The sequence below is a fragment of the Microcoleus sp. PH2017_34_RAT_O_A genome, assembly GCF_020737885.1.
Lineage (GTDB): Bacteria > Cyanobacteriota > Cyanobacteriia > Cyanobacteriales > Microcoleaceae > Microcoleus.
On sequence record NZ_JAEQDD010000001.1, the window covers coordinates 357,477 to 382,599 of the forward strand.

Genomic DNA, 25,123 nt, shown 5'->3' on the forward strand with positions numbered 1-25,123 from the left:
TCAAAAATCCAAAGTGGAAAAGGGAGGTCACTCCGTGGCGCAGTTTCAAATTGAATGTATAGAGTCTAACACTGACAAAGACCGCAGTCAGTACGGAAAATTTGTTCTAGAACCGCTCGATCGCGGTCAGGGAACAACTGTTGGGAATGCGCTCCGGCGAGTTCTGCTGTCAAATTTGGAAGGAACAGCAGTAACTTCAGTCCGCATCGCGGGCGTCAATCACGAGTTTGCCACGATCGAAGGGGTACGTGAGGACGTTCTGGAAATTCTCCTGAACATGAAAGAGGTTGTTCTAAAAACTCATTCCCAGCAGCCACAAATCGGTAGGTTGCGGATTGAGGGGCCAGTTACAGTTACTGCCGATCGATTCGATTTGCCCTCTGAGGTGGAATTGATCGATAAATCGCAGTACATTGCGACTCTCTCACCGGGATCTGTTCTGGAAATGGAATTCAGAATTGAAAAAGGCATCGGATATCGAGCAGTAGACCGCAGTCGCGATGATGGGTCGGCTTTGGATTTTCTCCAAATTGACGCCATCTTTATGCCGATTCGCAGAGTCAACTACAGCGTGGAAGATGCTCGGCTCGGTGGCAGTTCTGAGAAAGACCGGCTGGTTATGGAAATCTGGACTGATGGCAGCGTGACTCCTCAAGAAGCTCTGAGTCAATCTGCACACATCCTGGTAGATTTATTTGCACCTCTCAAAGACATCACCCAAGATTCTCTCAAACCCGAGTATCCAGGTGAGGCCGATCCTACGAGCCAAATTCCGATCGAAGAATTGCAGTTGTCAGTCCGGGCTTACAACTGTCTCAAGCGGGCTCAGATCAACTCAGTTGCAGACTTATTGGATTATACCCAAGAAGACTTGCTCGAGATTAAGAACTTCGGGCAGAAGTCCGCAGAAGAAGTGATTGAAGCTTTACAAAAACGCTTGGGCATTACTTTGCCACAGGAAAAATCAGCTAAAAGTTAATCAACGGGTAACGGGTAAAAAAGTTCTGCATTTTCAGTGCGTGAGTTCTTCAGAACCAAGAAGAATTCACCCCCGAGTTCGCAGACTGTCTATCCCCGCGCCCAATTACCAATTACCAATTACCAACTGCTATGCGTCACCGCTGTCGCGTCCCCCAACTAAACAAACCGGCTGACCAGCGCCGCGCCATGTTGCGCTCGCTGACCACCGAATTAATCCGCCACGGTAAAATCACTACCACTCTCGCCCGCGCCAAAGCGCTGCGTCCAGAAGCGGACAGAATGATTACCTTGGCCAAAGATGGCTCCTTGGCCGCTCGCCGGCAAGCTATGGGCTATATCTATGACAAACAGTTAGTACACGCCTTGTTTGAGGCTGCCCAAGAACGGTACGGCTCGCGCAACGGGGGCTACACCCGCGTAGTGCGAACTGTCCCCCGCCAAGGAGACAATTCCGAAATGGCGATCGTTGAACTGGTTTAATGCAATTTTGGGTGGGAGATTTTTGATTTATGACTGACAATCCAAAATCCCCAATCGAAAATGCCCGATCGACACAACGCATTGCTTTGGTAATCCAATACCTCGGCACTGACTTTCACGGTTGGCAGCGACAGCCGAACCAGCGTACAGTACAAGAAGAAATTGAAACAACAATATCGAATGTGCTGGAACGCCCGGTAACGCTGTACGCGGCCGGGAGAACTGATGCGGGAGTTCACGCCGCTGCTCAAGTAGCCCATTTTGATGCTGATGGCCCAATTCCGGCTCACCGCTGGGCAAGCGTTCTCAACTCTCGACTGGCAAAAGATATTTTAATTCGAGCTTCGGCAAAGGTGGAACCTACCTGGCACGCTCGGTTCTCAGCCAGTTGGCGGCGCTATCGCTACACCCTTTATACAGACCCGATTCCTAATCTGTTTGTGCGTCCTTATGCTTGGCACTGCTATCACGCACCTGTGGACGAATCTTTGATTCAGGCAGCTTTGACACCGCTAATCGGGCGCCATCACTTGGCTGCTTTCCACCGGGCAGGGTCTGCTCGCCCCCATTCTTGGGTGGACGTACAAGCGGCAGAGTGTCACCGTTCTGGGCCTCTTATCTATATTGAGGTTCAGGCGAGCGGGTTTCTGTACGGGATGATGCGGCTGCTGGTGGGGTTGCTGGTGCAGGTGGGTCGGGGGGAAAGGGCGATCGACAATTTCACTGATATCTGGGTCAACGAACGCCGAGAAATGGTAAAATACGCCGCTCCCGCTCAAGGTTTATGCCTGTTGCGGGTTGGCTATCAGGACTTTCCCTTTCCCACCGATGTTTGGTACGACACTCAGCCCAAATTAGTTATTGGTTATTAGTTATTAGTTATTAGTTATTGGTTATTAGTTATTGGCAACAACTAACAAATAACAACTAACAAATAACAACTGACAACTAACAAATAACAATTAACAAATAACAACTGACAACTAACAATGAACAAAACTTACGTCCCTACTAAAGACTCCCTAGAGCACAAGTGGTACGTGGTCGATGCCGCCGACCAGCGCCTGGGCCGTCTGGCAACAGAAGTTGCCATGCACCTCCGGGGCAAACACAAACCCACTTACACTCCTTCCATGGATACCGGCGATTTCGTAATTGTCATCAATGCTGACAAAATCGCTGTTACTGGCAAAAAACGCACCCAAAAAATCTACCGCCGCCACTCTGGCAGACCGGGCGGCATGAAAACAGAAACTTTTGCCAAATTGCAAGCACGTTTGCCCGAAAGAATTGTCGAAGAAGCGATTCGGGGAATGCTGCCTCACACATCTCTGGGCAGACAACTGTTTACTAAGTTGAAAGTGTACGCTGGCCCTAACCACCCGCACGCAGCTCAACAACCAGAAGAATTAATTGTTCACACGATTCCGGGAGGAAATGAGTAATGCAAGCAACAGATACCGGCCGCGCTGTGTACTGGGGTACAGGCCGCCGCAAGTGTTCCGTAGCGCGGGTACGTTTGGTTCCCGGCACAGGCGTACTGACTGTCAATGGTAAAGAGGGAGATTTGTACCTGCAATTCAACCCCACTTATTTGGCACTCGCTAAGGCTCCTTTGGAAACTTTGGGTCTAGAAAATGAGTACGACATTTTGGTGAAAGTCGAAGGCGGCGGCCTGACAGGTCAAGCTGACTCGATTCGTTTGGGTGTCGCTAGAGCACTTTGTCAGTTAGACCCGGACAACCGGAAACCTCTGAAGATTGAGGGCTATTTGACTCGCGACCCGCGGGCTAAAGAACGTAAAAAGTACGGTTTGCGGAAAGCTCGCAAGGCTCCTCAATACTCGAAACGTTAAACAGTTGACAGTTGACAGTTGACAGTTGACAGTTGACAGTTGAGCTTTTTAATACTGGGATTTAACTCTCCGCTAAGCCCTAGCGTAGTTCTCAAAACAATTCGGCTTCCTGGAGTGGAGGTTTTAAACCCTGAATATTTGCTAAGAGCAAGGAAGAGGGAAGAGGGAAGAAAGAAAAATTTTCTAGATTCCATCCTCCTTTTTTCAAGGTTTTTTTCAGATTCCTGATTCTGGTTTTCAAAGCAGATAGGGCAAAATTACGGCTGTTGTTGGCGTACAAGTCCGATGACGGCTAAAATGGTTGTAAAGTCAAAAATTAGAGAGTAAAAAAAATGGCGAAAGAAGGCATTCACCCTGAGTGGTATCCCGAAGCTCAGGTTTATTGCAACGGCGAACTTGTGATGACTGTTGGTTCGACTAGACCAAAGCTTCAAGTTGATGTCTGGTCGGGAAATCATCCTTTTTATACTGGCACTCAGAAGATTATTGATACTGAAGGTCGTGTGGAACGCTTTATGCGGAAATACGGCATGACGGAAGTAGAAATGCCGAAGGCAGATGCTATGTCGGGGCCGCTGAAAATGGAAGACCCGAAAGCAGATGCTGCTAAGGCTGCTGCTAAAGGCAAAAAGAAGAAGTAGCCGGATTGTCATTTGTCCGCAGTCGGTTGGAAGTAGTTTTTTTCTACTGGTAACTGACTGCTCTCGGATTTTGGATTTGAGATTTGAGATTGCTACGGCCCTTCCGCTGAGGAAAGATCGCGATTCTATCCCAACTTCTCTTCAATTCTAAAATCTAAAATCTAAAATCTATCCGCCCTCGGATTGGAGAGCTTAGACTGAAGAGTTGCTACGGCCCTTCCGCTGAGGAAAGATCGCGATTCTATCCCAACTTCTCTTCAATTCTAAAATCTAAAATCTAAAATCTAAAATCTCGCAATCGATTGACGGAGGACATTTGACATGGCTGAATCTTATTTGCTGGATAAATTGAAGTCGGTAGAGCAAACTTTTAATGAGTTGACTCGCCGCATGGCTGACCCGGATGTCGCCAGGGATAATTATGAGTTCCAACGGGTGGCAAAAGCTCGATCGTCCTTGGAGGAAGTGGTCGATACTTTTGACCTGTGGAAAACTACTCAGGAAGATTTGGTGGGCGCGCGGCAAGTTCTTAAGGAAGCTGCGAGCGATCGAGAAATGCAGCTTATGGCCGGGATGGAAGTTGAGGAACTTGAGTCGAAGCTGGAGAGTTTGGAAAGTCGTTTGAAGGTGTTGCTGCTACCGCGCGATCCGAACGATGACAAGAATATTATGCTGGAAATTCGGGCGGGTACTGGCGGAGATGAGGCTAGTATTTGGGCGGGTGATTTGCTGCGGCTGTATTCGCGCTACGCTCAAACTGAAGGCTGGCAGGTGAAGTTGGTGAGCGAGTCACTGGCGGACATGGGTGGTTTTAAAGAGGTGATTCTGGAAATCACGGGGGATAGCGTTTATAGCAAGCTGAAGTTTGAGGCTGGAGTGCACCGGGTGCAGCGAGTGCCGGTGACTGAAGCTGGTGGCCGGGTGCATACTTCGACGGCGACGGTGGCGGTGATGCCGGAGGTGGATGAGGTGGAGATTCATATCGATCCGAAGGATATTGAGATGAGTACGGCTCGATCGGGCGGTGCTGGCGGCCAAAACGTGAACAAGGTTGAAACTGCTGCGGATTTGTTTCACAAGCCGACGGGGATTCGGATTTTCTGTACTGAGGAGCGCAGTCAGTTGCAGAATAAGGAGCGGGCGATGCAGATTTTGCGGGCTAAGCTCTATGAGATGAAGTTGCGGGAGCAGCAGGATGAGGTGAAGTCACGGCGTTTGGCTCAGGTTGGTACTGGTTCGCGATCGGAAAAAATTCGCACGTACAACTATAAGGATAACCGGGCTACCGACCACCGTTTGGGGGAGAATTTTTCGCTCAATAGTGTTTTGGAAGGGGATATTGAGGAGATTATTCAGACTTGTATTTCTCAGGATCAGCAGGAACGTTTGGTCGAGTTGGCTGCTTCTACTTCTAATTAATTGGTTGATGGGGAACTTAGGCGCATTGTTTGCTGAGCCTTTGTTCCCTGATGACTTGACGGATGTGGTTGAGTAGGGCTTCCCAAATTGCATCGCCGATCGCCACTGGATACTTGAAATGTTCGAGGTCGTACTGTACGATGATTTCTAGGGGTGCGAGAGTTTGCTGGTTTCGACAACTGGCAATTGTGGCGATCGTCTCCTGCTGCCATCTGGCAAATAGTCTGTAGCTGAAAAAGGAACTGCATTTTTGTCCTTTCTTGTTCAGGTAAACGACTATTACTTGATGTTGTTTGGGGTAAACTTTGACTATGCGGTTGACGGGCATTCTCAGAGCTTCGGCGGCTTCCATTTTGGAGATTTGCCAGCGCTGGGGTTTGAGCCAACCGGAGGCTGTCAGGCTTTGACGGGTGTTGCGTGTCCTGTGCGCGTTGTCGCTGCGTCTCTTGGTCATTTTTGGTTCCCCTGATATCTGTATGCGGTTTCAAAGTTTGATCGGGCTGTCCCCTTGTGTTGGGTTCTTAGCTCAGAATCATTCGTTTAGCGACTCCTTCGGCGTATCCCAACTTAAGTTGTAATTATTAGTTTACTTGCAATCAGCCCTTGTGTCAAGTGTAGTTATGAATTGCAAGTGGAAAATTCTGGAGTTGGGAAGTAAACTGAGTTATGTGGCATTAAGTAGTGACGGCAGTTGTGAACGCAGAAGCTAAGAGAAAATTGATCGAGATTGTCAAACTAGCTCGCGGTTCTATGAGTCAGCGGGCATTCGGCCAGCTTCTGGGCGTCTCTGCGACTGCGGTTCAGTTGTGGGAAAAAGGTCAGAGCATCCCAGATACAGAAAATTTAGCTCAGATTGCTGTGAGGGCTGGGTTTACACTTGAAGAGCTGCTCGCTCATTTGGAAGGCAAGCCCATGCTTGAACCAGTAGATACCAACGATTTGCTTAAGAAAATTCAATGTATACCCATTAGTGAGTTAGCAGTCATTGGTAGAGCCGTGATGGATAGGCTCGCGGCGGCGGCTGAGTCGTCTGGGAAATATAGTTGATGTATCTGTTCGTAAGTAGACTCGTAGATACGATCGCATAGCTTTTAAGTCGTGAACATCCAAAATAGAGAAAAACTTAGTGAAATCATCAAAACTGCTCGCGGAACAATGAGTCAACGAGCGTTTGGTAAGCTTTTAGGCGTTTCTGCGACTGCTGTTCAGCTTTGGGAAAGGGGCGATACGGTTCCAGAAACGGAAAACTTGGCTAAAATTGCTGCAAGAGCTGGTTATTCACTCGAAGAGTTTCTCAGCATTTTGGATGGCAATCCAGTCTCGCAAGCCCCAGAAATTAACGATATTGTCAAAAAAATTCAGTTTTTGCCTCTGAGTCAGGTGGCGCTAATTGCTAAAGCTGTAGCCGATAGATTTGCGGCGTCGGCTGAGGCTGCTGGGGAATGAGTTAGGATCGATCGCACTTGAAAAATTTCCACCACTCGTGAGTATCACAAATCGAGTATTTTGTCAAGTCAAACTCTACTTTGTTCTGGAGCCCGATCGCCCTTATGGACTGACGCACTCCGACAAAGAAACCGGGTTTTTACCTAATCTGTCGGTGACAACGCGTCTTTTCGTAAAAAACCCGGTTTCTGGGCCCCTATACGATCGCCCTTATCAGAAAACCTCTCCCTCTATCCCTGACTCAATAAATCTAAAAACTCTTGGACAATGCGATCGGGTTCTTCTGTACATCTGTTAGCGTCGCAATAGTGGATGATGCTGATACCGTGAGATGCAAACAGCCGATCGCGCGTTTCATCTTTTTCTGTATCGGGATGCGATATTTCGAGAATACCCCATTTGCCCTGGTGGAAGATGAGGAAATCGGGTTCTTGGTTTTGTCGGCCGGAGGGTGTGGTGAGGCGGGCTTTGGAGTTGGGGAAAAAGAGGGTGTTTGTGCGATCGAGCGCTTCGGCTATTTTTACTTGTTCTTCGCAGCGAAAGCGCAGATCGTTCCAGTGATAAATCCGTTCTTTTATGCTTGACAAGATTCCCTGGTTATGCGCGTTTTCAGGCTTGATAGTTTCATCTGATACTGTATTATAATCAGATATAGTTGCACCCTGTAAATCTGTTAATGAATCAGATTCACTTAAGTTGGCGAATGATATTCTGGCTCCGGTTAAATTAGCACCGCTGAGGTTAACTCCAATTACTTGAGTTCGATGTAATGTCACTTGATGTCGTCGCAAGTATCGCTTAAAAACAGAGCGTAAATTACTTTTTTTTACTTTTTCATCAAAAGCCTCTGAGAGTTGTTTCCAGAGTTTAGCCGCCAGCGCTTTGATGTATTCATCATTATATTGAGAGAGTTGAGAAATTTCCTCATAGGAACATCGGCCTTCCCAGCATTGTCTGAAGATGAGCTCTTGCACGTCGTTTAAGCCTTCGCCATCAAGGACTGTTTCTGCGATCGCGATTGCTTCATCAACGGTCATGGCTTAAGTTTCCTTAAAGTATATATCTGGTGAAATTTTGACAATAGGAGGCTATATCTTAGGAATTAAGGCTGATGTTCATTCAACCAATTGGTTAAATCTGAGGCTTCGGAAAAGTCCAAAAGCGCTTCTCCTAAATCCTCTAATTCTTCTACGGATAAAGTCTGAATTTGTTCTTGGATTGGAGGGGCGATCGGACCAATCCGTCGAATCAACAGGCGAGTGAGCAACGACAGCGCCTCATCTTTCCTTCCTTCAAGGAGGCCTAGTTGTCTTCCTTCAAGGAGGCCATCTTCGCGAATTTCTTGGTAAATCACAGAACCGCGCATAGTTTCTTTCCTAAATAGTTGTCTGATTAAGTCTTTTTCAAATCTCAAACCTGCGAGCACTTGGGTACAAGCGAGTAAATCTGCTTGTTGATTCGGTTCCTCTATTGTAGCAATCTGAGTAGCGATTTGCTCTAATAAAGTTCGCGGCGAGTCGGTTTGAGATAGTGTCGCGAATGGGAGCAAGCCGGGGACGGACAGCAGTAAAGCGGGGTCTTGTTCCCACAGGCGGATAACTCGATAGCCGTGTCGGGTGTTCGTATCTGTGTACTCCGATACAAAAACTTGTTCAGAGGCTGTTTGCTGCAAAAAGATTACTACTTGATTGATGGAACAGGAGTATTGCCGTTTGAGCCTGACGTAGTAGTCTAGCATTCTGAAGGCGATCGGCGGGTCGGAGTAGGGTCGGGTTTCAAATTCCAGATGTAGGATTTGGTTATCCGTTTGCAGGAAAACGAGAGAATCGGCTCGGATGGGTTCTTGAATTAGTTCGGTTTTGAGTACCTGAACGTCGGTGGGCTCGTCTATTGGTAGTAGCCAGCTCACGAAGGCGGCGGGGAATTTTTCTGCTAGATATTTGCAGGTGTTGTCGTAGGCCAAGGAAGTTGGGTTGTGAGGGGTTATTTAGAAGAGTTTAGCTCTAGCGGCATCTACCTGAGAAGGGATTTTAGGGCGATTTGGGGAAAGTCATTACTTTTTATCACTTTTTATCACTTTTTATCACTGACAAAGATGAGATCGTGTTGGTAAACTATTTTACCAATAGCTAGCGAGCACGGATTCACAACAAGTAGCAATATAACATAATGAATAAGCAATTCAAGCTGATACTTATCACATCTAGCATTATATATGCTGTGCTTTTTTCTACTGCAAGCTGGGCGCAGACCGTTTTGCAACAAATTCAGCAAACAGGAGTTTTAAAAGTTGGGATTAGAAAAGATGCTGTGCTTTTTGGCTATGAAGATGGACAAGGCTGGAAAGGCTATTGTACTACTTTTGCAGATTCACTAGCAAACAGCCTCAGCCGACAACTCAACAGAACTGTTACTGTAGCGGCTGTGCGTTCTACAATTCAAAATCGCGAGGCGATTGTGAGAAATGGAACTGTGCATATAGAGTGTGGTCCTAACACAATAAGCGGTACTAAAGAACAAGTCGAAAATATCAAATATTCTCAAGCATTTTTTATTACGGGAACACAGTTGATGGTCAAAAATCAAAATAGAAATGTCAACTTAGCAAATACAAGTATTGGCGTCCTGCAAGGATCTGCTAATTTAGCCGCAGTTGCCAGAGTATATCCTCGTGCTGAAATAGTACAATTTCCTGAAAGATATTTAGGCTTAACAGCAGTGTCGAACGGTAAAATCACTGCATTTGCGGGCGATACGATTCTTTTGATAGGAGAAGCCGTCAGACAAGGATTATCTGTAGATAATTTTGCTTTATTGCCCAGTCAACCTCTTTCCTGTGACGTATATGGGATGATACTTCCCGCTAACGATTCTCAGTGGCAAAATTCTGTTAATTCTTTCATCAATAGCAGTGAAGGAAAACAGGCTTGGGGTACTTGGTTTGGAGGATTAGTGCCTTATCTAAAAGCAACTATAGATTATTGCAGTAGATAACGGCACAAACAAAATTGCACAATTAAGTTGTTTAGAGGTTAAAAATGTCAGCAACATCAAAAAGTTGGGAACCTGTAATTTTCCCTATATTAGGCGTTATTGGTTCTGTTATAATAATGCTGTTAGCACGTTTATTTTTATTGTTCATAGTTAGACCATTTTTTGCATTTATCAAGGATTTTAATACTAACTTTTCTTGGCAAAATATATCAAACATAACTCAAGTAACAGGCATATGGTGGCTGGATATTGTTATTGCTTTAATTGCTTTTATTGTCATAGTCATAATTGGAGCTGGTTTTCAAGAAATTGATAGAGAAGCTGGAATAAGTGGTTTACCGTTCCAAATATTTTGGTATATTGTATTGGCATCATTTTTTTGTTTGGGAGCGGGAGCTGCTCCTTTATGTTATATAATTGGAATTGCTGCTGTAGATTTATTGATCTGTCCATTTGTAATTGTTTTGTGCTTTTTGAATACAATTTTAGATTATGGAAACTTGATTGCAAATTTATCTTCGGGAATTAGTCAAAGTATTTATATAGATGTTTTCACAGATACAAGTATTAAGTTCATAAAAAATGTTGCTTATGTTAATGATTTTACCGACTGGATGAGACAAGATGGAGTGAAAATAAATAACTTCTTAGACTATTGGTGGTACACTCTGAGAGCTTCTGTCTTAGGTTTTAGATTCGATGGATTTTGGCAGTGGTTGATTGCATTTCCCGTAAATATAATAGCTAGTATCACATACTTCGTATTATCATTTAAATTTACTTTTAATGGTTTGAGAGAGGAAATTGATAGGCGAGGTATATCACAGATTACTAATTCTGTAGTTTTTCCTTTAGCTTTTCTCATGAGTGCAATTTTAGCATTCATAGGCTTTTGGTGGATAACAGCAGGTTCTCAAGTAAAATTAGCTGTTTCACCTTCTTCTGTTGGAAGAGTTCAGCCAGCAATAAACCAAAAAAATCAAAGTCAAAGCCTGAGTTTGGGAGAACGATCTTTAATTCCAGGGAATGCCAATACCCAAAAACAAGCTGGTATAGCAGCCTTTGCAAAGGGTGATTTTGCTACTGCTGTAACCCAGCTAGAGTTCTACATAAAAGCTAATCGGAACGCTCCCGAAGCACTAATTTACCTCAATAACGCTCGTATTGGGAACAGTAAATCTCATACCATCGCTGTAGCTGCACCCATTGGGCAAGGCGGACAAAGCCTAGATACAGCTAATGAAATTATGCGGGGTGTTGCACAGGCACAAGATGAAGTCAATAAAGCTGGCGGCATTCAGAACATTCCTTTAAAAGTAATGATTGCTAATGATGGCAACGATTCCAAAGTAGCGACAGAAATTGCAGATGCCTTAGCCAAAAATCTATCTGTATTGGGCGTAGTCGGTCATTTTAGCAGTGATGCAACAATAGCAGCAGGAGAGGTTTACCAGAAAAATCAACTCTTGGCGATTTCACCTACCAGCACCTCAGTAAAAATTTCTGGGCTGGGTAACTATATCTTTCGCACAGTACCGAGTGATAAATTAGCAGGTCAATCTCTAGCAAATTATACAACTGGGCAGTTACGATTGCAAAGAATAGCAGTATTTTTTAATTCTGCTAGCAACTACAGCAAATCGCTGAAAAATGAATTGACGGATGCTCTAAATCAAAACGGTGTGAAAGTAACAGAGCAGTTTGACTTTGCTAGTTCTACTTTCAAGGCAAATGATAATGTAAAACAAGCAATTAGTCAGGGAGCAGAAGTAATTATCCTTTTACCAGATGCAGCATCTCTCGATAAAGCTTTACAGGTAGCGAGAGTGAATCAGAATCAATTACCACTACTGGGTGGAGACAGCCCCTACCAGATTAAAACTTTGGAAATAGGTAAACAGGATGTCGAAGGGATGGTATTAGCAATTCCTTGGCACAGAGAGGCAGATCCCCAAGCTGAGTTTACTAAAGATGCCGATCGCCTCTGGGGTGCAGATGTCAACTGGCGCAGCGCAATGGCTTATGATGCAACTAAAGCATTGATTGCTGCTTTGCAACAAAATCCCACTCGCAGTGGTGTCCAAAAAGCACTTTCAGCAACCAAATTCTCTGCTCAAGGTGCTTCGGGAATGGTAACGTTTTTGCCAACGGGCGATCGCAATGGGCCTATTCAACTGGTGAAAATTATTCGCGATGAAAATTCTCGTTCTGGTACTGGTTATGATTTTGTACCATTACAGTGAAATGCTTGATGAATGAGGGCTTTGTAGGCACGTTTCGCCTGCTTTGACAGTTTTTGAAGCCCGATCGCTCTCCAATGCAAATCCCTTCCACTCCATCATACTTTCAAGGATTCTCGCTGCTGCTCCCTACAAGGAACTCCATAAGCAGTATAAGGTCTAACATCAGGCGGTTGAAGCCCCAAAACAATTGATTTAGCCGGAATTCCCGCTGCAACTAACTCCTCAGCAATCAGGCGATCGGTATTATTTGCTTGAATCCACACCTGAGAGTCAATAATATCAATATGAATCACGCAATGGTGAATGCGCTGGTCGTTAAACCAACCTATATTTATTAACATATAGTGGTCATTTTCCAAATCAAAAATTGTGGCGTTTTGCGTCCCACTTTCACAAACGGGAATCTCAGCGTATTCAGTCAGGAGCTGCTTAACAAGTTGGCGATAAGTATTTAAGCTATCCATTGTACTATTTCCTCTGTTTTTGGGTTGAAAACAACAAGATTTAGGCGGTTATTATCTAGCAAAATCTGACCAAATTTTTGTCCTTCAAAAAGCTCGGTAAAAGCATTTAGTGGAATTGCAAGATACAGTTGTCTTTCTGATTCCGTCCGTTGTAAAATATCATGATAAAGAGTGTATTGACCCAAAGCTTGCTCTAAATCTGCAATTCTCGACTCTCTGATAAAACTTTTAACTTCAACCGCTATTTTGCGATCGTTGTTCTCAGCAGCTAATAGCTGTTCTGCACCAAGATCGATCGATAGGTTTCTCTTCGCCCAAGCCAAGGGATAGGGATCGTGGGTAATTGTCCAGCCAGCCTTAATCAGACCCTGTTTGACAACTTGATGATAAATGTCTTTTGCTGGCACGATCGCTTTAAGAGAGCGATCGAGGTTGATACTGACTATTGTAATGTATTGCATCAACTACAACAGAATAGGACTTACGCATCCATATCAAACAGTTCGCGATCGCACTCACACACCACAGAAACCGGGTTTTTTCGTGAATCTGCGACTCTGTACGAAGTATTTTTGTAAAAAACCCGGTTTCTGACTATGGTAATAAAATCTCAAATCCCAAGTGCGATCGCACTCATACACTCCTCGAAACCGGGTTTTTCGAGAATCTGGGGCTTTGTGACAAGTATTTTCCTAAAAAACCCGGTTTCTCGCTACCCGCGCGCCCAGGGCTATAAAATCCAAAATCTAAAATCTAAAATCCAAAATCCGATCGCCCGCCCAAACCCAAATCTTGCCAATGACTAAATTTAATTAAAATTTGTTAAGATTAACTCGACCTCAGCGCCGGCATCCCATCCGCCGCTAAACCTCCCCTTCCCCAGTCCCCACAACAATGCTGCGACTCGAACACATCAGTAAAATTTACCCCACAGGCGTCGTACTCAAAGATGTCACCTGGGAAGTCAAACCGGGCGATCGCATCGGCTTAGTAGGCGTCAACGGTGCCGGCAAATCCACCCAACTCAAAATCATCGCCGGCGAAATGGAACCCACCTCAGGCGAAGTCATTCGCCCCGCCAGCCTCCACATCGCCTACCTCTCCCAAGAATTTGAAATCGACCCCACCCGCACCGTTAAAGAGGAATTTTGGCGCGCATTCAGCGAAGCCAACGAAGTCCACGAATCCCTAATGGAGGTGCACCGAGAGCTCGAAGCCGCCACCCCAGAAAATCTCGACAACATGATCCACAAAATGGATCGGCTACAACGGCAATTTGAAGGCTTAAACGGCTACGGTTTAGAAGCCCAAATCGAGAAAATTTTACCAGAAATCGGATTTGAGCAAGAAGATGGCGATCGGCTAGTCAGCGCTTTCAGCGGCGGCTGGCAAATGCGGATGAGTTTAGGTAAAATTCTCCTCCAAAAACCCGATATCCTGCTGTTAGACGAACCTACCAACCACCTCGACTTAGAAACGATCGAATGGCTGGAAGTTTACCTCAAAGGGCTGACAACCCCAATGGTAATCGTATCCCATGACCGCGAATTTCTCGATCGACTCTGCACCCAAATAGTCGAAACAGAACGTGGCGTTTCCAGCACCTACCTCGGCAACTACTCATCCTACCTCCTGCAAAAAGCAGAAGCGCGCGAAGCCCAACTCAGCGCCTACGAAAACCAGCAAAAAGAACTCGACAAACAGCAAGCATTCGTTGAAAAATTCCGCGCCAGCGCCACACGCAGTACCCAAGCCAAAAGTCGCGAGAAGCAGTTAGACAAAATTGAACGCATCGAAGCCCCAACAGGCGGCTTAAAAACTTTGCATTTCCGGTTTCCCCCCGCACCCCGCAGCGGCCGCGAAGTAGCCATAATTGAAAACTTAGTACACACCTACGGCGAGAAAATCCTATTTTTGGGAGCAGACTTATTAATTGAAAGAGGCGATCGCATAGCCTTTCTCGGCCCCAACGGTGCCGGAAAATCTACATTGCTGCGCCTGATCATGGGTTTAGAAACGCCCACCGAAGGTACGGTAAAAATGGGAGGCCACAACGTCATCCCCGGTTACTTTGAACAGAATCAAGCAGAAGCCTTAGATTTGAATAAAAGCGTGATGCAAACCATTCACGACGAAGTACCCGACTGGAAAAATGAAGAAGTTCGGACTTTGTTGGGGCGGTTCTTGTTTAACGGTGAAACAGTATTCAAACACGTTGGCGCTTTAAGTGGTGGAGAAAAAGCCCGTCTGGCTTTGGCAAAAATGCTGCTGGAACCTGTGAACTTGCTAATTTTGGACGAACCGACAAATCACCTCGACATTCCCGCGAAGGAGATGATGGAAGAGGCGATTAAGAATTACGACGGCACTGTAATTATCGTTTCGCACGATCGCTATTTTATCTCTCAAGTCGCTAACAAAATAGTAGAAGTTCGAGACGGCGAGTTTCGGACTTATCTGGGAGATTACCATTACTATCTGGACAAAATAACTGAAGAGAAAGAACTAGCCAAGTTCGCCAAACTTGAAGCTGAGAAAGCTGCCAAGAAATCCGAGAAGGAAGCGAAGAAGAAAGCGGCGGCTAAACAAAAGTAAGTAACTTGACTGGTAGGGACACGGCAATGTCGTGTCCCGATATTGAATTGAGTCAATTTCAATATTAGAGCGCTTCTAAGCTGGGGCAGCATTTAAATAGGATGCTCGGAACGGGCTAGAAGCCCATTCCACAATATCTTTATTGATTTTTAATCCACAATTTAAATGTAGAACAGCTTATCATAGAAAAACTCATTAATAGTTTAACCCAAAATTCTATTAATCATTTGACTTGCCTGTAACTCGTGATGACAGCCACAGCAATTAATAATTTTAGCGAGAACCTCTGCCCCCTGATTTTTGTTTAAAGAATGGCTTCTGGGAACTAAGACACTCCTGCAAATCATCATCTAAATCTCTAGCAAAACCATAATCTGCCACATACTTAATCAACTGATTTACCGGGCCTAATAAGACAGTATCTGTATCTTGTTGCGACAGAAACGTACCGTCAAATCCGTTGATTTTGTAAAAATCTTTGCGGTTAGTATCCGCCGTAACGGAAGCCACAGTAACTCCGTTAGAAGAAAAGCCTTTGAAGCAGATTCTCTTTTCTGTTTGAGCAATCTGAATGTATCGAGAACCGCCGCCGTGATAAATTCCCACCTGTAACGGTAAAGCAGCTAAAGCATTCTCAGCCCCGATGCTGCTCAAAAACAAAACTATAAATCCCAGTTTGGTACAACAGTGCCAAAACTTCATTTGTGATTCCCTCTAATCCAATTAATATTGAAATCTTAACCCAAAATTTTATTAATTATTTGATTTGCCTGCGACTCGTAACTCCCGCCAAACAAATTAAAGTGATTCAAAATATGATATAAGTTGTAAAGCGTTTTGCGCTTTTCATAGCCTGAATCCAGCAACCAAACTTCATTATAACCTCGATAAAATGCTGGGGAAAAACCGCCGAAAAGTTCCGTCATCGCAATATCGACTTCTCTGTCGCCCCAATAAGTCGCGGGGTCAAAAATTACTGGTTCCCCCGCAGCAGTTACCGAGGCATTTCCTCCCCACAAATCCCCATGAACTAAGGAAGGTTGAGGTTTGTAACCCTCCAATAACTTGGGAATAGCTGCTAGCAAAGTTTCCCCTCGACTGAAATTTCCACCACGACGCCTAGCCAACTGTAACTGATAACCAATCCGATGTTCTGTCCAAAATTCTGCCCAATCAGCAGTCCAGTTATTAATTTGAGGAGTTGAGCCGATCGCATTATTCCTATCCCAACCAAAACATCCCCTTAGCAAGGATGAATTCGCCTTTTCTCCCCCCGTTAGCAAGGATGAATTCGCCTTTTCTCCCCCCCTTAGCAAGGGGGGGCTGGGGGGGGTGTATTTGTGCATTTGAGCCAGTTTGCGTCCCATTTGGGCCCAGGCTATCTCGCTCCCGCCACTTCGCAAATCCAGCCATTCCAATACAATATAAGCAGAATTGCCCTCAGTTCCCCAGCAAATCGGTTGAGGAAGGCGAATAGTCTGAGTTTGGGCCATTTGCTGCAAACCCAGCGCCTCAGTTTCAAACATGGCGACTTGGGAAGCTTGATTGATTTTGGCGAAATAAGTGCGGGTACTGCTGTTGATAGCATAGCCTTGGTTGATGCAGCCACCGCTGACTGAACGGCGGTTGTCTATTGAAAATGTGTCTCCGGTTGCTTGGGAGATGTGTGCTGCAATTTTGTGCCACATAGCATCAAATGGTTTTGAGGGCGATCGCCATTAGTGTATCTGACTGGCGACACTTTACTGCGATTAATCGATCGCAGATCGGACACAATAGAATTATTCGACCGTCTTTTTTGTGGATATATCTTAATATCATGTGGGGTCGATTACCATAACAAAAAACTGTTCGTAGTGCGGACTTCAGTCCGCAATATGCTGCGGACTGAAGTCCGCACTACGAACGGCGATATTACTCGCGAACCGCCTGAAGATGACCAGAATAATTCGGTATGCCCAACAGCGGTTCGGGAGTGGCTAGACAATGTAGGGAGAGTCGATCGCCTTGGCGCGATTAATTGCTACCAATGTCTGGTAAATCAAAGCCGAAATCTCAGCCCGGGTGATGTCTCGCTGCCCAGAAAGCCGATCGCGCGCCGGATAGTTTACTACAATCTTCAAAGCTGTTGCTGTGGCTGCGGCGCTTAAAGCAAAATTAGGAATTTGATTGCGATCGCTGTAAACTTTCAAAATATCGGGATTGCCACCCTTAAGTTGTAAACCGTTAACCAAAGATACGATCGCCTCAGTCTTCGTCAAATTCTGATTCGGGCCAAACTTCAACCCCGGAAACCCCGACAAAAACCCCGCCCGATTCGCCCGTTCGATCGCACTTCTCGCCCAAAAACTCGCCGAAACATCAATAAAATTGGTAGCCGCCGCCTTCGGAATCGGACTAAATGCACTCACCAAAAGCGCCGCATATTGAGCGCGATTTAAACTGTTGTCAGGCCCGAAAGAACCATCAGGAAAACCGCTAATTATATTCGCCGCAGCCAAAGCTTCAATAAACTTTTCTGCCCAATGTCCAGAAATATCGCTGAACCTGGAACCGCCGATATTTGGATTGCCGCCAGCCTTTCTCACCGCAGCTTGCACAGCTTTTAAAGCATTCACTTTCCCGTAACCGAACCAATCGCTGCGGCGAGTATTAGCATCGTAATTTCCCAGGCGATTCCCCAACTGCGGATCGGCATCGGCATCGACAATTTTGTCAGCAGTTTGTTCGAGAATTCCCCGCACTTCCCGCGCCGTCAAACGAGGGTTTGCCGAAAGCACTAAACCTGCCACTCCAGCGACTACTGGAGTGGCGCTGGAAGTGCCGCCAAAGCTATCGGTGTAGTCCCCCGAGTCGTAGCCGGCAACCCCGACGCGATCGGCAGTAAACACCCCCAAACCTGGCAAATACTCCGACACCTCCGGCGCAGTCGCAATAAATCCGGTTTCTGGTAGCCAGGTTCCAGGCGGTGCGTTGTTGCTGGGCGCGCAAACCGAGATGCTGGTGCCCCAATTGCTGTAGGCTGCTTTTTTGTTGAGGGAAGTGGAAGCAGACACCGCAATTACATCGGGGTGTACGGCAAATCCTGCTAGCCAATTAGTTTTGCCGCCCACAACGTTATTTGGCCAGCCTTTCTCGTCCACAGTCCCGTTAACGGGGCGGTTGGCATTCCCCGCAGCAAACAGAATCACGCAGCCTCTGCCGCCCCGCCCTTGGGTTGCTGCTTTGGTGATAGCGGCGCTTTGGCGTAGGGAAAGCGGATAGTAAACTGCCCCAGGCCCCCAACTGCAAGAGATGACGGCGGCGCCTTTGTCGATCGCCCAATTGAAGATTTTTTCGATCGACTCGTCATCGAGAAAACCCGTGGTACGGATGGGCATCAGGGCGCATCCGGGGGCGACGCCGACAGTGCCTTTACCGTTTTCTTCCGCAGCGGCGACACCAGCGCAACTTGTCCCGTGGTTGTCCGATTCAGCAACCGGCATCGGGGAAGTGTCGCCGTCTTTGAAATCGATGGGCGAGACGATTTTGCCTTGGCCTTGAAAATCGGGGTGCGTCAGATCGACTGAATCATCGGCGATCGCAATTACGATCGATCGCACGCCGCGAGTTATATCCCAAGCTGGTTCTGCATAAATTTGAGCGCCGCTGACAACTCCGTCACCGCCTTTGTTATTGAGATACCACTGTTTGGGATAAAGCGGATCGCGGGGTGTATAATGTTGCTGAGTTTCTAGGATAATATTGGGTTCCGCCACCAAAACTTCTGGATATCTTGTCAAGCGGTTGGCAATTTTAATCGGGTTTTCGGTTGCTTGTTTGGTGACTTCGCAGACGAAGGTATTGGGAATGCCTTCGACTGGCCGGATTATTGTTAAATTTGCTGCATTGGCGATCGCACTTCGCGATTCTTCGTTTACTTGTTCGCCAAATTGAATAGTAATGCGATCGGTTAAATAAAAGAATGTGCTCGGATTGTTTGCGGGACAATAGACATGGCTAGCAAAAACTACAGCATCGCTGGCGCGGGCGGCTTGCATTGCTGCATCTAGGTTTTCCGGCGCCACTAGATATTCTTCCAGATTACTTTGGCCGACGCGACGGTTAAGTTTTGCCTGATTTGTTGCAGCCCAATTATTTGATGTCGATGCTGTCGCTGACGGACGGACTGTAAAGCGGTTTGGAACTTTTGACAGCAACAATTCATCGCCGCCGCGCTGCAAAATCACTGCCAGACTTGCTTCGGGAACTCCGATACCTTGATAATTTTGTAAGGTATTTGCGGAAAGTGCGATCGGTTGTGTCATTAGAAATGCCCCTGTTCAGTTTTGATCCAGTATTTACTATATCTCTGAAAAACAGGCAAGATGCCTGTTCCACAAAGACTGAATCTTCTTGTGGGGAGTAGGGGTTGGGCTTTGAACCCGCCCCAAAAAAAGACTGAATCTTCTTGTGGGGTGGGCATCCTGCCCGCCCCAAAAATGCCGATCGACAAAGATCGAACAACTACCATCAAATAAATACGCTAGGATTAACGTTAAAAAAATCTCCCAGCGCCTTAGCTTGCGCCTTGCTAATCGCCCGTTTCCCATTAACCACCTCAGAGACTACTCCTTTGGAACCAATCACGCCGACTAAATCAGCTTGTTTGAGTTCGCGAATTTCCATGAAATGCAATAGAACATCCCGGGGAGTCACTTCTGGATCTGGGTAATATTTTGATTCGTATTCTTCGATCAAGATTCCCCAGAGACTCAGTAAAGTTTCTTCTTCTAGTGTTAATTCTTCCTTAGACATCAGAAAATCGACTTCTGCGAGGGCAAGATCGTTATCTTCTTCGTTCAGGATGGGCTTAGGCTGCGATTTCGCCAGCAGTTGACCGTAGACTGTTTTCTCGATTGTGATATTCATGGTTCATTTTATTGTTAAATTAGATCGAAACTTACGCATCAAAACCAAAGAAACCGGGTTTTTCACCAATTTTAAAGCCTCAAATGCAGTATTTAGGTAAAAAAACCCGGTTTCTGCCTCCGGGACTAAATCGCCGGGATATGTCCAATCCCCCGCGATTTCCTTTGTTTAATCCAAAATCGATCGCACCCTTTGACATTTGAACAAATTTGGTTTACACTTAGCCGGTTGCGATCGCCAATGGTAAGATCGGCTCAAGCTAAATATCTTTTTAAAGCGCCGAGGCGCAAAGTAATTTCATGGTATACTCTGCAACTGTTTGCTGGCTTCGCTTCACCGCCCGGATGACGATCGGGGCGATCGCAGTTTTGACCCTGTTGCAACCGCTCCAAGCCCAAGCACAACAACCTTCTCGGCCAGATAACCAACCGCAAGTCGAACCCGCCGACGACCCCACAGACCCCAACAACCTCCGCCCTGTCACCCCAGACAGCAGCGTACTGAGCATTGCCGGAGGTCAGCGTTTGATGACAGAAGCCAGTGGTGCTATTTCCAGTCAAAATTACACGCTGGCGGCTCAAAAACTTCAAGAATCCCGCCAAATTTTCAATCAACTCTCCAACTTCTACCAGCAACTGGGCAGCAGTTTTGCCGGAATTGACATCCGCTTGGCCGACAGCAACCGCACCAAAGCTGTGGAAACAGCCCAAATGCGCGACGAAGCTACCTACCGGCTGGCGTTGGTACACCGCGCACAAAATAAGCCGGAACTGGCTGTTCCCCTACTGATTCAGATTATTCGATCGCAACAGCCAACTCGCGACTTGGGTAAAAAAGCTTACCAGCAATTACTGGAATTGGGCTTTGTGGATGCCCCCTATCCCCGGCCTGCTGCAACTCAACCGCGATCGTCTAACAAATAGTTCCACTAAAATACTCAATACAGCCCTTTATCACAAATACCAATGGTTACACCGTCTCAAGTAGCAGAAATGATTCAGACTGGATTACCAGACGCTAAGCTAAAAGTTGAGGATTTGAGAGGCGGCGATCACTACCAGGTGAGAGTAGTCTCTGCTGCCTTTGAAGGGAAAACCCGAGTACAGCAACACCAACTGGTTTACGGAGCTCTCAAACAGGCAATGGCTAGTGAAGCTATCCACGCTTTGGCGTTGGAAACCTTAACTCCGGCAGAATGGGCAGCCAAAAGTGAAGTTGCTTAGTTTTTTAGTCGCAATTATCGCAAGTTTGTGCTTGTGTCAATAGTCGCTTGAGAAACAGTTGCTAACCAAAGAAATCGGCTTTTGCACCGGAATCTATGGCTTTCAACAGTTGACAGTTGACAGTTGACAGTTGACAGTTGACAGTTTGATAGCGACCTCTACCCTTAAGTCCGAGGATTGGAGTAATCAATAGTCTGATTTTAATTTCTCCCTCAAAGACTTGGGGCTTTCAACCAATTCTTTCTGGTAACGAGAAATTTTCGTTAAAAACCCGGTTTCTGCCTCATCAGAAACTACTGTCAACGTTTAAAAATTTTCAAACAATATTAGGAGATACCATGAGTACAGCACATGAAAGAATTGACGAATTGGTTAAGCAAAACAAAATCATGGTGTTCATGAAGGGCAATAAGTTAATGCCACAGTGCGGTTTCTCTAATACTGTGGTGCAAATTCTCAATACGATGGGAGTGCCTTACGAAACAGTTGATGTTTTGGCAGACCAAGAAATTCGTCAAGGCGTTAAAGAGTATTCCAACTGGCCGACAATTCCCCAAGTTTATATCAATGGCGAGTTTCTTGGCGGCTCGGATATTCTGATCGAAATGTATCAAAAGGGCGAATTGCAAGAAGTTGTAGAAGTCGCTTTGGCTTCTTAAACAATTGACAGTTGACAGTTGACAGTTGACAGTTGACAGTTGACAGTTGACAGTAAAGTGTGAAGCGTGAGGTTTTTTTATGGGGATTTCAACTCCACTCCCCCACGCCACATTCCTGAAGTGGGGAAGTTAAACCCGCTAGCGGACAATTGTCAATTGCCCACTGTTTAAAATCAGACAGAACAAACATAGCCCCGACTTCTTCAAGAAGCCGGGGATCTAATAGCAACCGGGTTTTACGTTGAATTAGGTTGATTTATAGCAGAAGCAAGAAGGAAGAAGGAAAAAGCAGGAAATCACAAATAACCAATTCCCGATTCCCGATTCCCTCTTTTGCCGATGCCCGATGCCCAAATAATCAGCGGGTTTATTAAACCAAATTTGGTGTTTAATAATAGTCTGATTCAGCTTGCGTTTGTGTCTGTGGCATTTCAAAATTGGAAGTATCGTGAATGTAACGCGCTGCTTCTTCCTCTAATCTGTGAATCAGATAGGGTTCCAGGCTGTTACAATGTCGCAGGGCTGCGAGGTAGCCATCTAAGTAAAGCCGCAGGTCATCGAAACGATAACCTCTATTCCACATTTCGACGAGAGCGTCGGTGAGTTTTTGGTAGTGCCGGATTGTTTGGGTATCTTGTAGCATGGTCTGAGTTTGAAATCCTTTGTGGTGTATAATGACGGCGGGATTTAGGAACTGCCCGGATTCATACTGAGCAAGCTCAGAAGAGAGGCGATTGCTAAATAAAAGCTTTTACCCTGCTCAACAGGCTACCCTCCATAAAAAATTTCACTTGCTGCTATGCAGTGGCTCGACTCTTTGGCGCGCACCTAAATAATTCACCGTGCGTTTAATAGAATCGGGATGTTGCTGAATTTGGCGATCGAACTGAGTGAGTGTTCCGGCTACCGAGCGAACGGTTGCACGCATTTTAGTTTCAGTTACGCGATTTGTCAACTTCCTGGGAGTGGATACCCTGTCGGGGGGTTCGGTCAAAGCAGGTGGCTAGGTCATAGGCTCGATCGGCTGTAAGCTATATTATTTTCATTGTAAGCTCACCGCCAGAATGATTTAACCTTTCTCAGGTCTGACGATCGCAATTTGACCAAATCTTTAAAATTGATACTAGAAGTTTGTTCGTCGCTTTAAACGCAGCTTATGCTTGAGTAGCCATGGTTACAAAACCTTGACAAAAGCTCTGTTAACCTGGTACCCATTAGTGATAAGGGAAGCTCGCCGTTGTGGGATCTGCAAGTATTTCAATTGTTGAAGGAAATCCGCACCTGCGATCGCTCTTGGGCTGGCATTTACAGCAAGTCGGTCACTGGGTGCACCAATCAGCGGATATCAGTCATGCTAGGGAAATATTTTTCAGCCGCCAGCCAACCCTAGTGATTCTTGATGCCCAATTGCCTGATGGGGACGGTTTGGAATTTTGCCGCTGGCTCCAACAGCAGCAGCAATCGCTGATTTTGATGCTATCAGCGCGGAATTCAGAAGCGGATATTGTCGAAGGTTTGAAGTCGGGCGCCGACGATTACCTGACTAAACCGTTTGGGATGCAAGAATTTATGGCTAGGGTGGAAGCCCTGATGCGCCGCAACCGCACAATGGTACCGCCCGCGATGCTGGAGTGCGGGCGGCTAAAAATTGACTTGGTACAGCGCCGAGTCAGGCTGCATGAGGAACACATCGAGCTTACTCCCCAGGAATTCAGCCTGCTGTACGTGCTGGCTCAAGCTGGAGGAGTGCCTTTGTCGCGCTCCGATTTGCTGCGTCGGGCGTGGCCGGATGCGATTGACAACCCGCGCACGATCGACACTCACGTACTCTCTCTGCGGAAAAAAATCGAAATCGACCCGCGACAGCCGAGTCTAATTCAAACTGTGCGGAATGTCGGCTACCGCCTGAATCTGGAATTGTTGAATACGAATCAACAACATTCACCCGTATTCGGCGCTCCGACATCTGAAACTATCATTAGCCGATAGATCTGATTTTAGGTTGAGAATTGATGTGCGATCGCATCTGTTCTCGCGGCCATAATAAAATCATTGCGGTGCAGTCCCGAAATCGAGTGAGTCCACCAAGTAACGGTAACTTTTCCCCATTCGGTTAACAGTGCGGGGTGATGCCCTTCAGTTTCTGCTGCTTCGCCTACACTGTTAGTAAAGGCGATCGCACTTTTGAAATCCGGGAACTTGTAAGTGCGCTCTAACTGGGGAATGCCATTTTTTTCAATCAAATTCCAGTTGGGAATTTGAGGTTTGAGTTGGACAATTTCGTAAGCTGTGACGCGGGGAGAGTTTGGGAGGCAGGCGGCACATTTTTCTTGCAATAGGGTGGGCATAAATTGCTTTTTAGTTCGATGATAGTTTTCTGGGTATTCTATTAGGATTAAGCTAAAGGTACATAACTAATGCGATCTAGATATTCATCATCATCAGCCGCTTCTGCAATTAATACTAAATCAGCAATCACTTGACCAACATCTGCTTGACGGCGAAGTACCAAAATTCCTGGTAAATGATGACCTGTGCTTAAATGATCTGCCAAGTGAAATGGCATTGAGCGGCGGTTCTTAGTAATGAGTAAAAAACCATTTTTTTCACACCAAACTATAATTTCTGGATCTAGTGTACCTCTAGGTGGCACACCTGAATCGCCAACCGTGTGGATAATTAAATTTGGTAGATGACGCAATAGCTGTTCGCGATACAAGGACGGCATATTTTCATCTATAAGGTACTGAATTGCCATTTATTGTGCTGCTGCCCGATTCGCATCGCCTTCTGCTTTTAACTTCCGAAGCCGTAAGACAACAGGCGGAGGATTTTTATCGTGTTCTGCCTGTGCTTTTAGAGTGTACTCTAACCAATCTTCTACATACTTTTCTACAATTTCTGGATTTTGTAGATAGTAAAAAATTGTAGCGTAAATTTGCTCTAAAGTTACTGTGGGAAACAGCTCTGCTATGACTTCTGGTGATTTCTTACCATAAATGTATTCATCGAGAATATCCTCGATCCCAATGCGGGTCTCTTTAATGCGAATATCATCACCCGCCCAAAAATCAAAATAGTCTTTTAATTGCTTTGGTTTCTTGACTACAGTTACTTCTACAGTTTTACTCATTGTCTCTGGCTCGCTATCGAACACTTACCAACTTTAATTATAGCACGATCGTTGTGCGTCAGCCTGATGTAAATAAATG

At 45.9% G+C, this 25,123-nt stretch carries 31 protein-coding genes; 17 read left to right on the forward strand and 14 right to left on the reverse strand.

Annotated features, from left to right (window positions below; translation table 11 throughout):
• The first annotated feature begins 34 nt into the window (after positions 1-34).
• The 7 genes from JGK11_RS01600 to prfA all read left to right on the forward strand — a co-directional run bounded on the left by JGK11_RS01600 (position 35) and on the right by prfA (position 5,376).
• Positions 35-979 (forward strand): DNA-directed RNA polymerase subunit alpha, encoded by a 945-nt coding sequence (locus tag JGK11_RS01600; protein ID WP_293133983.1) that lies wholly within the window; start codon positions 35-37, stop codon positions 977-979.
• Between the two features lie 131 nt (positions 980-1,110).
• Entirely contained in the window at positions 1,111-1,461 is a 351-nt protein-coding gene (gene rplQ, locus JGK11_RS01605; protein WP_293133831.1) for a 50S ribosomal protein L17, read from the forward strand.
• Positions 1,462-1,490: 29 nt separating this feature from the next.
• Positions 1,491-2,333, forward strand: a complete 843-nt coding sequence (gene truA, locus JGK11_RS01610; RefSeq protein ID WP_293175974.1) for a tRNA pseudouridine(38-40) synthase TruA — start codon at positions 1,491-1,493, stop codon at positions 2,331-2,333.
• A gap of 117 nt (positions 2,334-2,450) precedes the next feature.
• Positions 2,451-2,906: a 50S ribosomal protein L13 gene (rplM, locus tag JGK11_RS01615; RefSeq protein ID WP_293189578.1), complete on the forward strand. Its 456-nt coding sequence runs from the start codon at positions 2,451-2,453 to the stop codon at positions 2,904-2,906.
• Positions 2,906-3,316: a 30S ribosomal protein S9 gene (rpsI, locus tag JGK11_RS01620; RefSeq protein ID WP_236504525.1), complete on the forward strand. Its 411-nt coding sequence runs from the start codon at positions 2,906-2,908 to the stop codon at positions 3,314-3,316. Before rplM ends, rpsI begins: the two co-directional genes overlap by 1 nt.
• 332 nt (positions 3,317-3,648) lie before the next feature.
• The gene (gene rpmE / locus JGK11_RS01625) at positions 3,649-3,957 is read left to right on the forward strand and encodes a 50S ribosomal protein L31 (protein WP_293175969.1); all 309 of its coding nucleotides are present in this window, start codon (positions 3,649-3,651) and stop codon (positions 3,955-3,957) included.
• Positions 3,958-4,278: 321 nt separating this feature from the next.
• On the forward strand, positions 4,279-5,376 hold the full coding sequence (gene prfA, locus JGK11_RS01630; protein ID WP_293210311.1) for a peptide chain release factor 1: 1,098 nt from the start codon (positions 4,279-4,281) through the stop codon (positions 5,374-5,376).
• A gap of 16 nt (positions 5,377-5,392) precedes the next feature.
• On the opposite strand, the gene JGK11_RS01635 is transcribed toward prfA, so the two are convergent.
• On the reverse strand, positions 5,393-5,830 hold the full coding sequence (locus JGK11_RS01635; protein WP_293210314.1) for a hypothetical protein: 438 nt from the start codon (positions 5,828-5,830) through the stop codon (positions 5,393-5,395).
• Between the two features lie 227 nt (positions 5,831-6,057).
• On the opposite strand from JGK11_RS01635, the gene JGK11_RS01640 reads away from it, so the two are divergent.
• Positions 6,058-6,423 (forward strand): helix-turn-helix transcriptional regulator, encoded by a 366-nt coding sequence (locus JGK11_RS01640; protein ID WP_293210316.1) that lies wholly within the window; start codon positions 6,058-6,060, stop codon positions 6,421-6,423.
• Between the two features lie 108 nt (positions 6,424-6,531).
• Entirely contained in the window at positions 6,532-6,822 is a 291-nt protein-coding gene (locus JGK11_RS01645; RefSeq protein ID WP_293210318.1) for a helix-turn-helix transcriptional regulator, read from the forward strand.
• A 230-nt stretch (positions 6,823-7,052) separates the two neighbouring features.
• Here the strand turns inward: JGK11_RS01645 and JGK11_RS01650 are convergent, their stop codons facing one another.
• Both JGK11_RS01650 and JGK11_RS01655 read right to left on the reverse strand, forming a co-directional pair.
• Positions 7,053-7,859, reverse strand: a complete 807-nt coding sequence (locus tag JGK11_RS01650) for a pentapeptide repeat-containing protein (protein WP_293175955.1) — start codon at positions 7,857-7,859, stop codon at positions 7,053-7,055.
• Between the two features lie 65 nt (positions 7,860-7,924).
• Positions 7,925-8,785 carry an Rpn family recombination-promoting nuclease/putative transposase gene (locus JGK11_RS01655; RefSeq protein WP_293210320.1) on the reverse strand — a complete coding sequence of 287 codons (861 nt, stop codon included), beginning with the start codon at positions 8,783-8,785 and terminating at the stop codon, positions 7,925-7,927.
• A gap of 206 nt (positions 8,786-8,991) precedes the next feature.
• On the opposite strand from JGK11_RS01655, the gene JGK11_RS01660 reads away from it, so the two are divergent.
• Complete coding sequence (locus tag JGK11_RS01660; RefSeq protein ID WP_293210322.1) at positions 8,992-9,816, forward strand: transporter substrate-binding domain-containing protein; 825 nt, start codon at positions 8,992-8,994, stop codon at positions 9,814-9,816.
• 44 nt (positions 9,817-9,860) lie between these two features.
• Positions 9,861-12,059 (forward strand): ABC transporter substrate-binding protein, encoded by a 2,199-nt coding sequence (locus tag JGK11_RS01665; protein WP_293210324.1) that lies wholly within the window; start codon positions 9,861-9,863, stop codon positions 12,057-12,059.
• A 95-nt stretch (positions 12,060-12,154) separates the two neighbouring features.
• On the opposite strand, the gene JGK11_RS01670 is transcribed toward JGK11_RS01665, so the two are convergent.
• On the reverse strand, positions 12,155-12,523 hold the full coding sequence (locus tag JGK11_RS01670) for a XisI protein (RefSeq protein WP_293210326.1): 369 nt from the start codon (positions 12,521-12,523) through the stop codon (positions 12,155-12,157).
• Complete coding sequence (locus tag JGK11_RS01675; protein WP_293210328.1) at positions 12,511-12,984, reverse strand: element excision factor XisH family protein; 474 nt, start codon at positions 12,982-12,984, stop codon at positions 12,511-12,513. Before JGK11_RS01675 ends, JGK11_RS01670 begins: the two co-directional genes overlap by 13 nt.
• 135 nt (positions 12,985-13,119) lie before the next feature.
• Between JGK11_RS01675 and JGK11_RS01680 the strand changes: the two genes are divergently transcribed.
• Complete coding sequence (locus tag JGK11_RS01680) at positions 13,120-13,329, forward strand: hypothetical protein (RefSeq protein ID WP_293210330.1); 210 nt, start codon at positions 13,120-13,122, stop codon at positions 13,327-13,329.
• An 88-nt stretch (positions 13,330-13,417) separates the two neighbouring features.
• A complete protein-coding gene (locus tag JGK11_RS01685) occupies positions 13,418-15,118 on the forward strand; it encodes an ABC-F family ATP-binding cassette domain-containing protein (RefSeq protein WP_293205441.1) in 1,701 nt (566 codons plus the stop codon).
• A gap of 273 nt (positions 15,119-15,391) precedes the next feature.
• On the opposite strand, the gene JGK11_RS01690 is transcribed toward JGK11_RS01685, so the two are convergent.
• From JGK11_RS01690 to JGK11_RS01705, 4 genes are all read right to left on the reverse strand, one after another.
• On the reverse strand, positions 15,392-15,820 hold the full coding sequence (locus JGK11_RS01690) for a hypothetical protein (protein ID WP_293175936.1): 429 nt from the start codon (positions 15,818-15,820) through the stop codon (positions 15,392-15,394).
• A 35-nt stretch (positions 15,821-15,855) separates the two neighbouring features.
• Entirely contained in the window at positions 15,856-16,806 is a 951-nt protein-coding gene (locus JGK11_RS01695) for a fructosamine kinase family protein (protein ID WP_293175934.1), read from the reverse strand.
• A 291-nt stretch (positions 16,807-17,097) separates the two neighbouring features.
• On the reverse strand, positions 17,098-19,425 hold the full coding sequence (locus tag JGK11_RS01700) for a S8 family serine peptidase (RefSeq protein ID WP_293210332.1): 2,328 nt from the start codon (positions 19,423-19,425) through the stop codon (positions 17,098-17,100).
• Between the two features lie 205 nt (positions 19,426-19,630).
• A complete protein-coding gene (locus tag JGK11_RS01705) occupies positions 19,631-20,029 on the reverse strand; it encodes a transcriptional regulator (RefSeq protein ID WP_293175930.1) in 399 nt (132 codons plus the stop codon).
• A 299-nt stretch (positions 20,030-20,328) separates the two neighbouring features.
• On the opposite strand from JGK11_RS01705, the gene JGK11_RS01710 reads away from it, so the two are divergent.
• The 3 genes from JGK11_RS01710 (at position 20,329) to grxD (ending at position 21,911) form a co-directional block, all read left to right on the forward strand.
• Positions 20,329-20,952: a hypothetical protein gene (locus JGK11_RS01710; protein WP_293175928.1), complete on the forward strand. Its 624-nt coding sequence runs from the start codon at positions 20,329-20,331 to the stop codon at positions 20,950-20,952.
• Positions 20,953-20,994: 42 nt separating this feature from the next.
• Positions 20,995-21,252 carry a BolA family transcriptional regulator gene (locus JGK11_RS01715; RefSeq protein WP_293175926.1) on the forward strand — a complete coding sequence of 86 codons (258 nt, stop codon included), beginning with the start codon at positions 20,995-20,997 and terminating at the stop codon, positions 21,250-21,252.
• A 338-nt stretch (positions 21,253-21,590) separates the two neighbouring features.
• Positions 21,591-21,911, forward strand: coding sequence for a Grx4 family monothiol glutaredoxin (gene grxD, locus JGK11_RS01720; protein WP_293175924.1), 321 nt, complete (start codon positions 21,591-21,593; stop codon positions 21,909-21,911).
• 388 nt (positions 21,912-22,299) lie between these two features.
• Here grxD and JGK11_RS01725 read toward each other — a convergent pair whose 3' ends face one another.
• Both JGK11_RS01725 and JGK11_RS01730 read right to left on the reverse strand, forming a co-directional pair.
• Complete coding sequence (locus JGK11_RS01725; protein ID WP_293175922.1) at positions 22,300-22,554, reverse strand: DUF6761 family protein; 255 nt, start codon at positions 22,552-22,554, stop codon at positions 22,300-22,302.
• 144 nt (positions 22,555-22,698) lie between these two features.
• Positions 22,699-22,839: a hypothetical protein gene (locus JGK11_RS01730; protein WP_293175920.1), complete on the reverse strand. Its 141-nt coding sequence runs from the start codon at positions 22,837-22,839 to the stop codon at positions 22,699-22,701.
• A 311-nt stretch (positions 22,840-23,150) separates the two neighbouring features.
• On the opposite strand from JGK11_RS01730, the gene JGK11_RS01735 reads away from it, so the two are divergent.
• Positions 23,151-23,900, forward strand: a complete 750-nt coding sequence (locus JGK11_RS01735; RefSeq protein ID WP_293175918.1) for a response regulator transcription factor — start codon at positions 23,151-23,153, stop codon at positions 23,898-23,900.
• A gap of 8 nt (positions 23,901-23,908) precedes the next feature.
• Here the strand turns inward: JGK11_RS01735 and JGK11_RS01740 are convergent, their stop codons facing one another.
• The 3 genes from JGK11_RS01740 to JGK11_RS01750 are packed head-to-tail and all read right to left on the reverse strand — an operon-like array spanning position 23,909 to position 25,044.
• Positions 23,909-24,259 (reverse strand): 4a-hydroxytetrahydrobiopterin dehydratase, encoded by a 351-nt coding sequence (locus tag JGK11_RS01740; protein ID WP_293195933.1) that lies wholly within the window; start codon positions 24,257-24,259, stop codon positions 23,909-23,911.
• A gap of 47 nt (positions 24,260-24,306) precedes the next feature.
• Positions 24,307-24,669, reverse strand: coding sequence for a DUF5615 family PIN-like protein (locus tag JGK11_RS01745; RefSeq protein WP_293175914.1), 363 nt, complete (start codon positions 24,667-24,669; stop codon positions 24,307-24,309).
• A complete protein-coding gene (locus JGK11_RS01750) occupies positions 24,670-25,044 on the reverse strand; it encodes a DUF433 domain-containing protein (RefSeq protein WP_293210335.1) in 375 nt (124 codons plus the stop codon). It lies immediately after the preceding gene.
• Positions 25,045-25,123 lie beyond the last annotated feature (79 nt).

Bases quoted from the DNA above. Each gene is read 5' to 3' on its own strand.
- rplQ (WP_293133831.1), top strand. From the start codon at position 1,111: ATGCGTCACCGCTGTCGCGTCCCCCAACTAAACAAACCGGCTGACCAG.
- truA (WP_293175974.1), top strand. From the start codon at position 1,491: ATGACTGACAATCCAAAATCCCCAATCGAAAATGCCCGATCGACACAA.
- rplM (WP_293189578.1), top strand. From the start codon at position 2,451: ATGAACAAAACTTACGTCCCTACTAAAGACTCCCTAGAGCACAAGTGG.
- rpsI (WP_236504525.1), top strand. From the start codon at position 2,906: ATGCAAGCAACAGATACCGGCCGCGCTGTGTACTGGGGTACAGGCCGC.
- rpmE (WP_293175969.1), top strand. From the start codon at position 3,649: ATGGCGAAAGAAGGCATTCACCCTGAGTGGTATCCCGAAGCTCAGGTT.
- prfA (WP_293210311.1), top strand. From the start codon at position 4,279: ATGGCTGAATCTTATTTGCTGGATAAATTGAAGTCGGTAGAGCAAACT.
- JGK11_RS01635 (WP_293210314.1), bottom strand. From the start codon at position 5,830: ATGACCAAGAGACGCAGCGACAACGCGCACAGGACACGCAACACCCGT.
- JGK11_RS01645 (WP_293210318.1), top strand. From the start codon at position 6,532: ATGAGTCAACGAGCGTTTGGTAAGCTTTTAGGCGTTTCTGCGACTGCT.
- JGK11_RS01650 (WP_293175955.1), bottom strand. From the start codon at position 7,859: ATGACCGTTGATGAAGCAATCGCGATCGCAGAAACAGTCCTTGATGGC.
- JGK11_RS01660 (WP_293210322.1), top strand. From the start codon at position 8,992: ATGAATAAGCAATTCAAGCTGATACTTATCACATCTAGCATTATATAT.
- JGK11_RS01665 (WP_293210324.1), top strand. From the start codon at position 9,861: ATGTCAGCAACATCAAAAAGTTGGGAACCTGTAATTTTCCCTATATTA.
- JGK11_RS01670 (WP_293210326.1), bottom strand. From the start codon at position 12,523: ATGGATAGCTTAAATACTTATCGCCAACTTGTTAAGCAGCTCCTGACT.
- JGK11_RS01675 (WP_293210328.1), bottom strand. From the start codon at position 12,984: ATGCAATACATTACAATAGTCAGTATCAACCTCGATCGCTCTCTTAAA.
- JGK11_RS01680 (WP_293210330.1), top strand. From the start codon at position 13,120: ATGGTAATAAAATCTCAAATCCCAAGTGCGATCGCACTCATACACTCC.
- JGK11_RS01685 (WP_293205441.1), top strand. From the start codon at position 13,418: ATGCTGCGACTCGAACACATCAGTAAAATTTACCCCACAGGCGTCGTA.
- JGK11_RS01690 (WP_293175936.1), bottom strand. From the start codon at position 15,820: ATGAAGTTTTGGCACTGTTGTACCAAACTGGGATTTATAGTTTTGTTT.
- JGK11_RS01695 (WP_293175934.1), bottom strand. From the start codon at position 16,806: ATGTGGCACAAAATTGCAGCACACATCTCCCAAGCAACCGGAGACACA.
- JGK11_RS01700 (WP_293210332.1), bottom strand. From the start codon at position 19,425: ATGACACAACCGATCGCACTTTCCGCAAATACCTTACAAAATTATCAA.
- JGK11_RS01705 (WP_293175930.1), bottom strand. From the start codon at position 20,029: ATGAATATCACAATCGAGAAAACAGTCTACGGTCAACTGCTGGCGAAA.
- JGK11_RS01710 (WP_293175928.1), top strand. From the start codon at position 20,329: ATGGTATACTCTGCAACTGTTTGCTGGCTTCGCTTCACCGCCCGGATG.
- JGK11_RS01715 (WP_293175926.1), top strand. From the start codon at position 20,995: ATGGTTACACCGTCTCAAGTAGCAGAAATGATTCAGACTGGATTACCA.
- grxD (WP_293175924.1), top strand. From the start codon at position 21,591: ATGAGTACAGCACATGAAAGAATTGACGAATTGGTTAAGCAAAACAAA.
- JGK11_RS01725 (WP_293175922.1), bottom strand. From the start codon at position 22,554: ATGCTACAAGATACCCAAACAATCCGGCACTACCAAAAACTCACCGAC.
- JGK11_RS01730 (WP_293175920.1), bottom strand. From the start codon at position 22,839: ATGCGTGCAACCGTTCGCTCGGTAGCCGGAACACTCACTCAGTTCGAT.
- JGK11_RS01740 (WP_293195933.1), bottom strand. From the start codon at position 24,259: ATGCCCACCCTATTGCAAGAAAAATGTGCCGCCTGCCTCCCAAACTCT.
- JGK11_RS01745 (WP_293175914.1), bottom strand. From the start codon at position 24,669: ATGGCAATTCAGTACCTTATAGATGAAAATATGCCGTCCTTGTATCGC.
- JGK11_RS01750 (WP_293210335.1), bottom strand. From the start codon at position 25,044: ATGAGTAAAACTGTAGAAGTAACTGTAGTCAAGAAACCAAAGCAATTA.